Source organism: Acidovorax sp. LjRoot117, from assembly GCF_964252695.1.
In the GTDB taxonomy this organism is placed as follows: domain Bacteria; phylum Pseudomonadota; class Gammaproteobacteria; order Burkholderiales; family Burkholderiaceae_C; genus Acidovorax.
Map to the genome: position 1 here is coordinate 100,574 of NZ_CAXUPO020000009.1, position 11,737 is coordinate 112,310.

The 11,737-nt window shown below is 66.5% G+C and carries 12 protein-coding genes; 3 read left to right on the forward strand and 9 right to left on the reverse strand.

All coding sequences use genetic code 11. The features are described from left to right. The first annotated feature begins 56 nt into the window (after positions 1-56). A complete protein-coding gene (locus ACSQ3D_RS20575; RefSeq protein ID WP_396503617.1) occupies positions 57-998 on the forward strand; it encodes an SDR family oxidoreductase in 942 nt (313 codons plus the stop codon). 7 nt (positions 999-1,005) lie between these two features. Here ACSQ3D_RS20575 and ACSQ3D_RS20580 read toward each other — a convergent pair whose 3' ends face one another. From ACSQ3D_RS20580 to ACSQ3D_RS20595, 4 genes are all read right to left on the reverse strand, one after another. After that, positions 1,006-1,638 (reverse strand): DUF4124 domain-containing protein, encoded by a 633-nt coding sequence (locus ACSQ3D_RS20580; RefSeq protein WP_396503616.1) that lies wholly within the window; start codon positions 1,636-1,638, stop codon positions 1,006-1,008. A 24-nt stretch (positions 1,639-1,662) separates the two neighbouring features. Then, a complete protein-coding gene (locus tag ACSQ3D_RS20585; RefSeq protein ID WP_396503615.1) occupies positions 1,663-2,214 on the reverse strand; it encodes a hypothetical protein in 552 nt (183 codons plus the stop codon). A 325-nt stretch (positions 2,215-2,539) separates the two neighbouring features. Next, a complete protein-coding gene (locus ACSQ3D_RS20590) occupies positions 2,540-3,499 on the reverse strand; it encodes a chemotaxis protein (protein ID WP_056165232.1) in 960 nt (319 codons plus the stop codon). Positions 3,500-3,839: 340 nt separating this feature from the next. After that, positions 3,840-4,742: a LysR family transcriptional regulator gene (locus ACSQ3D_RS20595; protein WP_436128136.1), complete on the reverse strand. Its 903-nt coding sequence runs from the start codon at positions 4,740-4,742 to the stop codon at positions 3,840-3,842. A 139-nt stretch (positions 4,743-4,881) separates the two neighbouring features. Here ACSQ3D_RS20595 and ACSQ3D_RS20600 point away from each other — a divergent pair, with 139 nt between their 5' ends. Continuing rightward, positions 4,882-5,523, forward strand: a complete 642-nt coding sequence (locus ACSQ3D_RS20600) for an NAD(P)-dependent oxidoreductase (RefSeq protein ID WP_436128137.1) — start codon at positions 4,882-4,884, stop codon at positions 5,521-5,523. A 272-nt stretch (positions 5,524-5,795) separates the two neighbouring features. After that, the gene (locus tag ACSQ3D_RS20605) at positions 5,796-6,431 is read left to right on the forward strand and encodes an acyloxyacyl hydrolase (RefSeq protein ID WP_436128138.1); all 636 of its coding nucleotides are present in this window, start codon (positions 5,796-5,798) and stop codon (positions 6,429-6,431) included. 217 nt (positions 6,432-6,648) lie between these two features. Here ACSQ3D_RS20605 and ACSQ3D_RS20610 read toward each other — a convergent pair whose 3' ends face one another. The 5 genes from ACSQ3D_RS20610 to ACSQ3D_RS20630 all read right to left on the reverse strand — a co-directional run bounded on the left by ACSQ3D_RS20610 (position 6,649) and on the right by ACSQ3D_RS20630 (position 11,624). Continuing rightward, a complete protein-coding gene (locus ACSQ3D_RS20610; RefSeq protein WP_436128139.1) occupies positions 6,649-7,512 on the reverse strand; it encodes a fumarylacetoacetate hydrolase family protein in 864 nt (287 codons plus the stop codon). Positions 7,513-7,572: 60 nt separating this feature from the next. Then, the gene (locus ACSQ3D_RS20615; RefSeq protein ID WP_436128140.1) at positions 7,573-8,328 is read right to left on the reverse strand and encodes an SDR family oxidoreductase; all 756 of its coding nucleotides are present in this window, start codon (positions 8,326-8,328) and stop codon (positions 7,573-7,575) included. A gap of 50 nt (positions 8,329-8,378) precedes the next feature. Beyond that, complete coding sequence (locus ACSQ3D_RS20620) at positions 8,379-9,659, reverse strand: TRAP transporter large permease subunit (protein ID WP_396503609.1); 1,281 nt, start codon at positions 9,657-9,659, stop codon at positions 8,379-8,381. A gap of 64 nt (positions 9,660-9,723) precedes the next feature. Next, positions 9,724-10,323 (reverse strand): TRAP transporter small permease, encoded by a 600-nt coding sequence (locus ACSQ3D_RS20625; RefSeq protein ID WP_056412854.1) that lies wholly within the window; start codon positions 10,321-10,323, stop codon positions 9,724-9,726. Positions 10,324-10,376: 53 nt separating this feature from the next. After that, the gene (locus ACSQ3D_RS20630; RefSeq protein ID WP_436128141.1) at positions 10,377-11,624 is read right to left on the reverse strand and encodes a fumarylacetoacetate hydrolase family protein; all 1,248 of its coding nucleotides are present in this window, start codon (positions 11,622-11,624) and stop codon (positions 10,377-10,379) included. Positions 11,625-11,737 lie beyond the last annotated feature (113 nt).

The window sequence follows — 11,737 nt, forward strand, 5'->3', positions numbered from 1 at the left end:
ACTTCTTCACAAACCGGTGTTCTTCGCATTCACCCGGCTGAGTAAACGGACCGATTTTGCCTTCAAACCAAAACCCCCTTGGCGCCCTGCCGGCGCGTTTTCGCCGCGAGCGCCTGCTGATCGTGGGCTGCGGTGACGTGGGTCAACGCGTGGCGCGCCAACTGCACACCGGCCCCGGCGCGGGGCGCATGCATGTGCTGGCGCTCACGTCGAGCCCCGAGCGCACCGCGGCCTTGCGCGCCCAGGGCATTCGCCCGCTGCGCGGCAACCTGGACGACCCGGCCACGCTCCGGCGACTGTCGGGCATTGCCACGCGGGTGTTGCACCTGGCGCCGCCACCCGGTGAAGGTGCTGGCGGCCAAGGTTGGTGGCGTGATCCCCGCACGGTGGCCCTGGCCCGCGCACTGCGCCTGCGCAGCCTGCCCACATCGCTGGTGTATGCATCCACCACCGGCGTGTACGGCGACTGCGGCGGTGCCCTGGTGCCGGAGACCCGGGCCGTGGCCCCCGGCACGCCACGCGCGCAGCGGCGCGTGAATGCCGAGCGGGCAGTGCGCCACCTGGGCCGTGCGGGCGTGCGGGCCAGCGTGCTGCGCATTCCGGGCATCTACGCCCCCGACCGCGAAGGTGGCACGCCCGAAGCCCGCCTGCGCCGCGGCACCCCGGTGCTGGTGCCCGAGGACGACGTGTTCACCAACCACATCCATGCCGACGACCTGGCGCGCGCCTGCCTGGCCGCCCTGTGGCGCGGCCGGCCACAGCGCATCTACAACGTGAGCGACCAGACGGAGCTCAAGATGGGCGACTACTTCGACCTGGCGGCCGACCTGTACGGCCTGCCGCGCCCGGCGCGCGTGGCGCGCAGCGCCGCGCAGGAACAACTGTCGGTGATGCTGCTGAGCTTCATGAGCGAATCGCGCCGGCTTTACAACCGGCGCATGCGCCAGGAGCTGGGGCTGGTGTTGCGCTACCCGACGGTCGAGAAAGGTTTGAAATAACCAAAATCTATCTTGGAATCACATTTCCTTGATTGTCGTAGCAGCGAAAAACATTGCAGTTTACAATTTTGCCAGTGCGCACTACAGGTGGCACTGGCGTTGGGCGTCGGTTGTGAATCACTAACGGCGGTGTAGCTTGGGTAGAGTTCGCGGCACGGGCCTTCTCTATTTCTGCAAAATCTGCTGGCCCGAGACAGTCAAAATTAACTTGTCGCTGCGCTGTATCGAGTCGCACATTCTGCTCGTAGGATCCATTACTTGCCTCACTTGCAATAATGTCTAGATTTCGCCTTGAACGCGCGCATTCTCTAGAGTGAGCATAATTGGGCTTAATGTTTGGCAGATTGTGCCCAGAAGTGGTATTTTGGTTTTCCTGCTTGGCGGCATCCAGCTCTGCGCGCAATGCTGCGCGTTTGCGCTCAATTGCAACTGCAGCTTGCTCTCGCTCAAGTCTTAGTTCCTCAGGCGTTTTTCGAGATTCAACCTCGTAAGCGTCCGTTCCGCTTGAACAAGCACCGTCAGTGTAAGTAACCTTACCGCTGCGAGCGTCGGTGCAACGCATCACCTGAGCACCTACGCTAAAACTCAAAAAAATAGCGCAGGTGATCAAGTATTGAGTCAAAGTGGTACGCCGACTCATAATCCTTACTCCAAGAGCCCAGCATCAAGGCTTGTCAGGGTTGTTGATGCCCTGGCGTGCACGCCAGTCACCAGGGGCTGGCGTGTAGCTGTCGGGTGCCATGCGGCCGGGGCGGGACTCGCGGTTGCGGCGATCTTCGGCGGCGCGGCGGTCACGCTCGGCCTGCTCGCGGATCGCCTGGTCACGGTCGCGCTGGCGGCGGTCGGCATCGCGGGCCTGCTGGTCGCGGCGGTCGCGGGCTGCGCGTTCACGCTCGGCACGGTCCCGTTCGCGTTCACGTTCCATGCGCTCACGGTCGCGTTCGCGGTCACGCCAGTCGTTGCGGTTGCGGTCACGCTCCCAGCGGTCGTCGCGGTCGCGCCCGCCGTAGTAGATGGCCGCGGGTGGTGCGGAGTACGCGGGGTACGCAGGGTAGACCGGCGGCGGGCTCGAATAGACGGGCTGCGAGTTGTAGATGTAGCCCGGTTGCTGCTGGTAGGCGGGCTCGTAGTACGGGTCGCCCGGGACAGTGGCGCACCCGGTCGCTGCGGCGCCCAGGACCGCGATGGAAATGATGCGGGCGAATGTGTTTTTCATACTGTTCAGACCCCCGGCAGGGCGTGGGCGTTCCGACCTGCTCGTAAAGCCCCCGAAAAGCACCCCGGCGGGGTGTTACAAATTCGCGGACTGCGTGTTCACGCGTTGTAACTTTAGCGTTCGGAGGCGGGGTTTGGTTGACCGGACGGCGATCCTGCAGGTAGGACAGTTTCCCCTGCCGCTCGCCACAGGTTGACAGTATCGACGACGCGCTCGTCAAAATGCATAGCAGCCAGCGCTTGCTGGGCCAGCGCTGGCTGCTAAAAACGCCTGAAGTGAGAGTCCGGCCGGCCGCAAAAGTGCGCCGGACGGCACACGCCGATCTTTACTTGGGCAACACGCGCCGGATGGTTTCGGCCAGGTCTTCCGCCACGAACTTGGCGACGTAGCCATCGGCACCCACGCTGCGCACGTGGTCTTCGTTGGCAGAGCCCGACAGGGACGAGTGGATCACCACCGGCAGCCCATGGAAACGCGCGTCCTGCTTGATGTTGCGGGTGAGCGTGAAACCGTCCATCTCCGGCATTTCCAGGTCGGTCAGTACCATGGCGACGCGGTCGAGCACGGTCTTGCCCTCGGCCTCGGCGCTCTTGGCGATGGCGTTGAGCCGGTCCCAGGCTTCCTTGCCGGACTTGACCATCTCGTACGGCGCCTTGAGCGCCTTGAGTTCCTGCTCGATGAGCGAGCGGGCCACGAAGGAATCATCGGCCGCAAGGATCATCGTGCCGGGCTTGAGCTTGAGCTTGGCGCCCACCTTCTCCTCGGTCACCTCATGGCCGTCGGATGGCGACACCATCTGCAGGATGGCCTCGACGTCCAGCACCTGGGCCAGGCGCGATTCGTCGGTATTGCCGTCCAGGCGGGCGATGCTGGTCACCAGCTTGCCCTTGGCGCCGCTGGTTTCGGCCGACAGCACCTGCTTCCAGTCCAGGCGCACGATGTCTTCCACGGATTCGACCGCAAACGCCTGGGTGGTACGGGCGTACTCGGTCACCAGCATGATGTTCAGGCCTGTCTGGGGCTTGCAACCCACGATGGAGGGCATGTCCAGCACCGGGATCACCTGGCCGCGCAGGTTGACCACACCCAGCGAATGGGGCGTGGTGCCCGCGATCGGGGTGATGCTGGGCATGGCCACGATCTCGCGGATCTTGAAGACGTTGATGCCGAAGAGTTCGGATTTGCCCAGGGCGGCGTCCACCCCCAGGCGAAACAGCAGCAGCTCGAACTTGTTGGTGCTGGTGAGGTTGGTCCGCTCGTCGATGTCCTGCTGCACTGCTTTCATGATGGATCCTTCGCGCAGAAAAAAGATACGCGCTTTTACAAATTCTAGGAGCAGAACGGCATGCGCAGTGCGCTAAATCTTCAGGCGATACCCGAATAGTGCGCTGCAGCATGCCGCCGTCGCGGCGCCGATACAGACCGGGCCCCATTTCCCTACCCAATGCAAGGGCGCTGGCACCCTGCGCCGGTCGTCCTTCTTGAACGACGTCGCGCAGCCGCCGTGCGGGTCAATGCGGCCTCTGTCTTTGTACCGCACCGCCCCGTCCGGGCGCCAGTGGTTTTCGACCACGCGGCCCCGTCGCTGCCCTGCGGTAGGCGGCCTGGCGGCATCCGAAGCCCCTTCAGTCCGCCACCCCCGGCAACTGCCGCAGGTAGGCCTGCAGCGCCGCGATGGCCTGGCGCACCTTGGCGGGCTGTGCATCGCGCTGGGGCGTCACCGCCCAGATATCCATGGTGCCGAAGGACCAGTCGGGCAGCAGTTGCACCAGCCGCCCGGCCTGCAGCGCCTCGTGCGAATCCATGCTGCCCACCAGCGCCAAGCCGAGCCCCGCCTCGCACATCTGCTGGATCGACAGCTGGTTGTTGCTGGCGATGCGCGGCTCCACCCGCAGTGCACGGGGCTCGCCCGCAGGGCTGCGCAGGTCGACGAGCAGCCCGCCGTTCTCGCGTGCAAAGCCCAGCCAGCTGTGCGACAGCAGCGCGTCGGGGTGCTCGGGCCGGCCGTGTGCGGCCACCCAGGCGGGCGATGCGCACAGCCGCCACTGCATGCTGCCCAGGCGTCGCGCCGCCCAGGTGGAGTCGGCCAGGCGCCCATAGCGCACCGCCAGGTCGATGCGGGCATTGATGAGGTCGATGGTGGCGTCGTCCACCAGCAGACGCAGGCGCAGGGCCGGGTGGGCGGCCAGCAGGTCACCGAGCGCCGGGGCGATGTGCCGCGCAAACCCCACCGTGGCCGACAGGCGCAGTTCGCCGCTGGGGGCATCGCGTGAGGACGCCAGCTCCGCCCGCGCCTGCTCGGCGGCCGCCCACATGGCGGCGCAGCGGGCGTGGTAGCGCTGGCCGGCCTCGGTGAGCGCCAGCTTGCGCGTGGAGCGGTGCAGCAGCGTCACGCCGCCGTCGCTCTCCAGCTTGCGCACCTGCTGGCTCATGGCAGAAGTGCTCATGCCCAGCGCCCGCGCGGCGCCGCTCATCGAGCCGTGCTGCACCACCGCGGCGAACACGGCCATGCGTTTGAGGTCGTCCATGGAAAGAAGGCGTAGGGGTGAAAAAGCGGTCAATTGTGAAGTACAGCTTCAAGCACAAGGCATTTGAAGCCCTCTACCGCACGCTTTGACAAGCCCCTATTCTCACTGCATCCCAACTCTCTGACCTGAGGAACCCTCCATGAACATCGCCCTGATTGGTGCCACCGGCTTTGTCGGCTCGGCCGTGCTCGACGAACTGCTGCAGCGCGGCCACCGCGTGACCGTGCTCGCCCGCAACCCCGGCAAGCTCACCGCCCGCGAACGGCTGACAGTGGTCGCCGCCGACGCCCAGGATGCCCCGCAGATCGCCCAAGCCGCTGCCGGCCACGACGCCGTGGTCAGTGCCTACAACCCCGGCTGGACGGTGCCTGACATCCACGACCAGTTCCTCAAGGGCACCCGCGCCATCATCGACGGTACCAAGCAGGCGGGCGTGCGGCGCCTGCTCGTGGTGGGCGGCGCCGGCAGCCTGTTCGTGGCGCCCGGCGTGCAACTGGTGGATACGCCGGACTTCCCTGCCGAATGGAAGCAGGGCGCCCTGGCTGCCCGCGAGGCCCTGAACTGGATCCGCACCGAGAACACGCTGGACTGGACCTTCCTGTCGCCCCCCATCCTGCTGGCCCCGGGCGAGCGCACCGGCAAGTACCGCCTGGGCACCGAGGCGCCCCTGATGAATGGCGAGGCGCCCGGCGGCATCAGCGTGACCGATCTGGCGGTCGCGATTGCCGACGAACTGGAAACGCCGCGGCACGTGCAGCAGCGGTTCACGGTGGCGCATTGATACGCATCGAGGCGAATTGACATCACGTGGCGCGCCTCATGGGCCGCAGCCGTTCAGTCCCGGCCCCCCGTCGGGCGGAAAAAGCGCCTTGTCCTACAGGGAGAGTGCTCACGGTAGCGGCACGATATGTTGAAGGCGGTAAAAAATTGCAAGAAAACTCGGGAAGCTGCCCGCCCGCGTGACTGGACGTTGCTGCGTCCGCTCGCGGTCGGTGCCGAGCGGTTTGCCTTGCGCAGGCCGCCGGCAACCCAGCGCTTCCGGAGTTTGTTTCTGTGCCTACTTTTTCTTCGCTGAACACTCAGCAATCCCCCATCTACAACCGCTTGCCTGCAGCCTTGCGCGCTTGGCGCCGCTTGAGCCTCTTGTGCGTCCTGGGCTCGGCACTCGGCGTGCTATCGACCACCGCCAGCGCCCAGGATGCTCCGCCGGAGCAGCGCCGCATCTTCATCGACGGCGCCCGCGCCGCCGGGGATGTGGGGCTTGCATCGGTGGGGGTGCAATTGCCTTGGGAATGGCGCCGCTCCTTCCTGGGGGGCGAACTCTCGGGCCACTGGGATGCCCACGTGGCCCATTGGCGCGCGCCCGCTGGTACGGCGGCGTCGGAGCGGCGGCATTGGACCCAGCTGGCGCTGGTGCCCACGCTGCGGTTGCGGTTTGACGGCGGGCGGTCGGCGTGGTTCATGGAAGGGGGCATCGGCCTGTCGGTGCTCGACGGGCACTACGCCACACGGCACAAGACCTTCAGCACGCGCTTCAACTTTACCGACCACCAGGGCATTGGTTTCAACTTCGGTGCGCAGAGGCAGCACGAGCTGATGCTGATCGTGCGCCATGTCTCCAACGGTGGCATCCGCAAGCCCAACCCGGGCGAGGATTTCGTGCAGTTGCGCTACGGCTTCGCCTTTTGAACGAAGCCGGGGCGCATGAACGCGTTGAGTGCTACTGATTTGATAGCTGTGGGCGCTTGTCCAGTGCGCGGAAGAGGCATTTTTTAGTCAGTAAACGCCGTATTGCCCCCACCGCGCGCGAGGTGCCCGGGACGCAAAGGGCGCCCATCACCCATCACCCATCACCCATCACCCATCACCCATCACCCATCACCCATCACCCATCACCCGTCACCCGTCACCCGTCGATCAGCTGCGGGTCCCACGCGAACACGGTCTGCTCCTGCTCGCCCAGCTTCTCGATGCCCAGGCGCATCACGTCGCCGGGCTGGAGGAACTGCGCCTGGGGCTTCTTGCCCATGCCCACGCCGGGCGGGGTGCCGGTGGTGATGAGGTCGCCGGGCTCCAGCGTCATGAAGCGGCTGAGGTAGCTCACCAGCTGCGCCACCGTGAAGATCATCGTGCGGGTGCTGCCGGTCTGCTGGCGCTCGCCGTTCACGTCCAGCCACATCGACAGATTCTGAGGATCGCCCACTTCGTCGGCGCTCACCAGCCAGGGGCCGATGGGGCCGAAGGTGTCGCAGCCCTTGCCCTTGTCCCAGGTGCCGCCGCGCTCGAGCTGGTATTCGCGCTCGGAGATGTCGTTGATGGTGCAATAGCCGGCCACGTGCTGCAGTGCATCCGCCTCGCTCACGTAGCGCGCGCGCGTGCCGATCACCACGCCCAGCTCCACCTCCCAGTCGGATTTGACCGAGCCCTGCGGCAGCACCACCGGGTGATTGCAGCCCACGGCGCAGTCCACCGTCTTGGTGAAGATGATGGGCTCCTTCGGGATGGCCATGCCGGCTTCGGCCGCGTGGTCGGCGTAGTTCAGGCCGATGGCGATGAACTTGCGCATGCCCGTCCACGGCACGCCCAGGAGGCCCTGGGGCACGACGGGCAACGTGGCGGCATCGATGGCGGCCAGCACGGCCAGGCCAGAGGGTGACAGGGTGGCGGGGCTGATGTCGGGCAGCACGCCGCTCAGGTCGCGCACCGTCCCGTCGGTGTGCAGCAGGGCGGGTTTTTCCTGGCCCTTGGGGCCGTGGCGAAGCAGCTTCATGGTTCGTAGTGGTGGAGGGGTTGGATGATGGGTGGCACAAAACGCAGAGCGTAGATGAAATCAGTTGGACCAGCCGCCGTCGATGACCTGGGCGGTGCCCGTGGTGAACGATGACTCGTCGCTCGCCAGGTACACGGCCAGCGCGGCGATCTCTTCGGCCCGGCCCAGCCGGCCCATGGGCTGGCGCTCGACAAAGCCGGCCTCCACAGCGGCCAGGCTCTGGCCCGTGGCCGCGGCCTGCGCGGTGATGCGGTCCTGCAACGACGGCGACATCACCGTACCGGGGCAGATGGCATTGCAGCGGATGCCCTGGGCCACGAAGTCGGCGGCCACCGACTTGGTCAGGCCCACGACCGCCGCCTTGGTGGTGCCGTAGACGAACCTTCGCGGCGCCCCCTTGATGCTGCCCGCTACCGACGCGACGTTGATGATGGACCCGGCGCCGCGCGCCAGCATGCCGGGCAGGAAAGCCCGGATGGTGCGAAATTGCGCGCGCACGTTCAGATCGAAAGCGAAGTCCCACTCGTCGTCCGTGCAGTCGAGCACACTGCCCGCATGCACAAAGCCCGCGCCGTTGAACAGCACGTCCACCGGACCCACGGCGGCGGCTGCGTCGCGCACGGCCTGGGCCTGGGTCACGTCCAGCACGCGGGTCTCGCAGCCTGTGTCGCGCTGCAGGGCGGCCAGAGCGGCAGCGTTGATGTCGGTGGCGATCACCCGCGCGCCCTGGGCCGCAAAGGCGATGGCCGTGGCGCGGCCGATGCCCTGGCCGGCGGCGGTGAGAAAGGCGGTCTTGCCTGCAAGTCGGAGTGTCATGGTGTGGCGGCGGTGGGTGACAGAGAGGGCGGAAAAGGCATTGCCAAGCACTAGCCCGTGAACCAGCGCAGCGGCGCCAGCACCGTCTGCGGAAAGATCACCATGATGAACATCACCGCGAACTCGGTCGCCATGAAGGGCAGCACGCCGCGCGTCACCTCGTCCATCTTCATGCGCCCCACGCCGGCCACCACGTTCAGGATGGTGCCCACCGGCGGCGTGACCAGGCCGATGGAGTTGTTGATGATGAACAGCACGCCGAAGTACACCGGGTCGATGCCCGCGGCCTTGATCACAGGCATCAGCACGGGGGTCAGGATGAGGATGGTGGGCGTCATGTCCATGGCCGTGCCCACCAGCATCACCAGCACCATGATCGCGATCAGCAGCAAGGTCTGGTTGCCCATGAAGGGTTTGAGCAGCTCCACCATCTGCGCAGGCAGGTTGGCCACGGTGATGAGCCACGACGACACCATGGCCGCCGCCACGAGGAACATCACCACCGCAGTGGTCTTGGCCGCGGTGGTGAAGATGGGCAGCAGCGCGCGCAGCGGCAGCTCGCGGTAGATCACGCTGGCCACGAACAGCGAATACACGGCCGCGACCACCGCGGCCTCGGTCGGCGTGAACACGCCCATGCGCAGGCCCACCAGGATGAACACCGGCAAGGTCAGCGCCCACACCGACTCCCGCGCGGTGCGCCAGACTTCGGCTGCAGTCTTCTTCTCCGGCATGGCCAGCACTTCCTTGCGGCCCACCCACCACCAGGTCACCGCCAGGCCTACGCCGATCATGATGCCGGGCACGATGCCCGCGATGAACAGCTTGCTGATCGACACGTTGGCCGCCACGCCGAAGATCACGAAACCGATGCTCGGCGGAATGATGGGCCCGATGACGCCCGACGCCGCGATCAGCCCGCCCGAAACCTCCTTCTTGTGCCCGGCCTTGACCATCATCGGCAGCAGCAGCGCCGTGAGTGCCGCCGCATCGGCCACGGCCGATCCTGACAGCGACGACAGCAGGCAGGCGGCCAGGATCACCACATAGCCCAGGCCGCCCTTCACATGCCCCACCAGCGCCAGCGCGAAGTTGACGATGCGTTGCGACAGCCCGCCCACGTTCATGATCTCGCCGGCCAGCATGAAGAAGGGCACGGCCAGCAGCGGAAAGCTGTCGGCGCCATTGATGAAGTTCTGCGCCAGGATCTGCGCGTCGAACAGATCGAGCTGCCACATCAGCGCGACGCCGGCGGCCAGCAGCGCATAGGCGATGGGGATGCCCAGGGCCATGGTCCCGATGAGGGCCCCCAGAAAAATCAGCACGGTCATGTGTTGTCTCCGTTATTTTTGATGTGCCATCTGTGAATGCATGCGTGCTTACGTGCGTGCTTGCCTATTGGCCGCGCTGCTTCGGCGTCTGGCCCAGCGCCCGCGCGGCCGCGTCTTCGCGCGCCAGCTCGGCCTGCAGGGCCTCGAGCTCGGCCTGTTCTTCGGACTCCTTGACCATCACCAGCTCGTCCTCGCTGGCCTTGCCGGTCAGCACGCGCAGCAGTTGCAGCGTCAGCAGGAAGCCGGCGCACACCGAGAACACCACGCCCGAGGCATAGAAGATGGCCATCGATGCGCCGGTGACCGGGGCCTCCACATCCCAGTTGATCTTCATCTGCTGCCAGCTGCCGTCGAAGAACAGCCAGGTGATGTAGAGCATCAGCACGTGGCCCAGCGCCATGCAGGCTTTCTTGCCCCGCACCGACAGGCGCGACACCAGCATGTCGGTGCCCAGGTGCGCGTTCTCCTTGATGGCCGCCACCGCGCCCAGGAAGGTGATCCACACGAAGAGCCAGCGCGACAGCTCCTCGCTGACGGCGATGCCGGAGTTGAAGACGTAGCGCAGCACCACGTTGCCGAACACCAGCACCACCATGGCGGCCAGCGCCAGCGCGATGAGAAGGTTGATGGCCCGGACGTAGCGGTCGATGACAGTGTTGAGCATGAGGTTGTCTCCGTGGATGGCGGGGTCGGCCGGTCTCGCGTTGTTTCAAAGGCTCAGAGCGCCGCGCCCTGCAGCAGCCCGCGCGCGGCCAGGTTGGCGATGAAGGCGCGCAGGCCAAAGCGCCAGGGCGGCGCCGTCTCGCTGTGCGTCACCGTGTTGTGCAGCGCGCCCAGCCAGGCGCTCTGGATCGTGACCACGTCGCCCAGCTTGTGGGTGAAGCCGCCGCCGGGCTGGTCGCGGTCTTCGATGGGCGCGAACAGCGTGCCCAAAAAAAGCATGAAGCCGTCCGGGTACTGGTGCGCGGCCAGCGTCTGGGCCACCAGGTCGGCCGGGTCGCGGCTGATGCTGGCCATGGTGTTGATGCCCCGCAGCGTGAAGCCGTCGGTGCCCGCCACGCGCAGGTGCACGGTCTCGGTGCGCACCTGGTCCAGCCCGAAGCCTGCGTCGAACAGCCTGATGAAGGGGCCGATGGCGCACGAGGCGTTGTTGTCCTTGGCCTTGCCCAGCAGCAGCGCGCTGCGGCCCTCGATGTCGCGCAGGTTCACGTCGTTGCCCAGCGTGGCGCCCACGATGGCGCCACGGCTGTTGACGGCCAGCACCACCTCGGGCTCGGGGTTGTTCCAGGCCGAATCGGCGCGGATGCCGATCTCCTCGCCCGTGCCCACCGCTGCGAGCACCGGCGCCTTGGTGAAGACCTCGGCGTCGGGGCCGATGCCGACTTCGAGGTATTGCGACCACAGGCCTTTGTCCTGCAGCAGTGCCTTCAGGGCCATCGCCTGCTCGGAGCCGGGGCGGATGTCTGCCAGGCTCTCGCCGATGAGCCCCACCACCTGGCTGCGCAGGCCCTGGGCACGGGCCGCGTCGCCGCGGGCCTGCTCTTCGATGACGCGCTCGATCAGGCTGGCCGCAAAGGTCACGCCGGCGGCCTTGACCACCTGCAGGTCGCAGGGGGCTAGCAGCCAGGGCAGGGCTGCGTTGCGCGTGCTGCTCTGGCCGATGTGGTTCGGTTGGCTGTTGGCGAGAAGTTCATCCACGCGGCACAGGTATTGGCCCTTGGCAGCACGCGCCGCCTCTGCGGGCGCGGGCGTGTCCAGCAGCGTACTCATGGTGGGGTAGTGCCGGCTCAGGTCGAAGACGCCGTCGGTGCGCAGGGCGATCACCGCCGGGCCGGGCACATCGCCAGGCACCCAGGCACGGCCGACCAGGGTGCCGGCCAGGCCGTCTTCGGGGAGGATGTGGGCGTGCGGTGCGGGTGCTTGCGCCGCCCGCTGCAGGACGGGAGATGCTGAGGTGTCGGTCATGGAAGTCCTTGAAATGAAGTTCTGGTTCTCTGCCCAGAGTTTTCGCAGCAGTGGGCGGGTGCTGGGTGCTCTCCCGCATGCCATCCCTGCATCACCCCATCCGTTCACGTTGA

Bases quoted from the DNA above. Each gene is read 5' to 3' on its own strand.
- ACSQ3D_RS20580 (WP_396503616.1), bottom strand. From the start codon at position 1,638: ATGAGTCGGCGTACCACTTTGACTCAATACTTGATCACCTGCGCTATT.
- ACSQ3D_RS20585 (WP_396503615.1), bottom strand. From the start codon at position 2,214: ATGAAAAACACATTCGCCCGCATCATTTCCATCGCGGTCCTGGGCGCC.
- ACSQ3D_RS20590 (WP_056165232.1), bottom strand. From the start codon at position 3,499: ATGAAAGCAGTGCAGCAGGACATCGACGAGCGGACCAACCTCACCAGC.
- ACSQ3D_RS20595 (WP_436128136.1), bottom strand. From the start codon at position 4,742: ATGGACGACCTCAAACGCATGGCCGTGTTCGCCGCGGTGGTGCAGCAC.
- ACSQ3D_RS20600 (WP_436128137.1), top strand. From the start codon at position 4,882: ATGAACATCGCCCTGATTGGTGCCACCGGCTTTGTCGGCTCGGCCGTG.
- ACSQ3D_RS20610 (WP_436128139.1), bottom strand. From the start codon at position 7,512: ATGAAGCTGCTTCGCCACGGCCCCAAGGGCCAGGAAAAACCCGCCCTG.
- ACSQ3D_RS20615 (WP_436128140.1), bottom strand. From the start codon at position 8,328: ATGACACTCCGACTTGCAGGCAAGACCGCCTTTCTCACCGCCGCCGGC.
- ACSQ3D_RS20620 (WP_396503609.1), bottom strand. From the start codon at position 9,659: ATGACCGTGCTGATTTTTCTGGGGGCCCTCATCGGGACCATGGCCCTG.
- ACSQ3D_RS20625 (WP_056412854.1), bottom strand. From the start codon at position 10,323: ATGCTCAACACTGTCATCGACCGCTACGTCCGGGCCATCAACCTTCTC.
- ACSQ3D_RS20630 (WP_436128141.1), bottom strand. From the start codon at position 11,624: ATGACCGACACCTCAGCATCTCCCGTCCTGCAGCGGGCGGCGCAAGCA.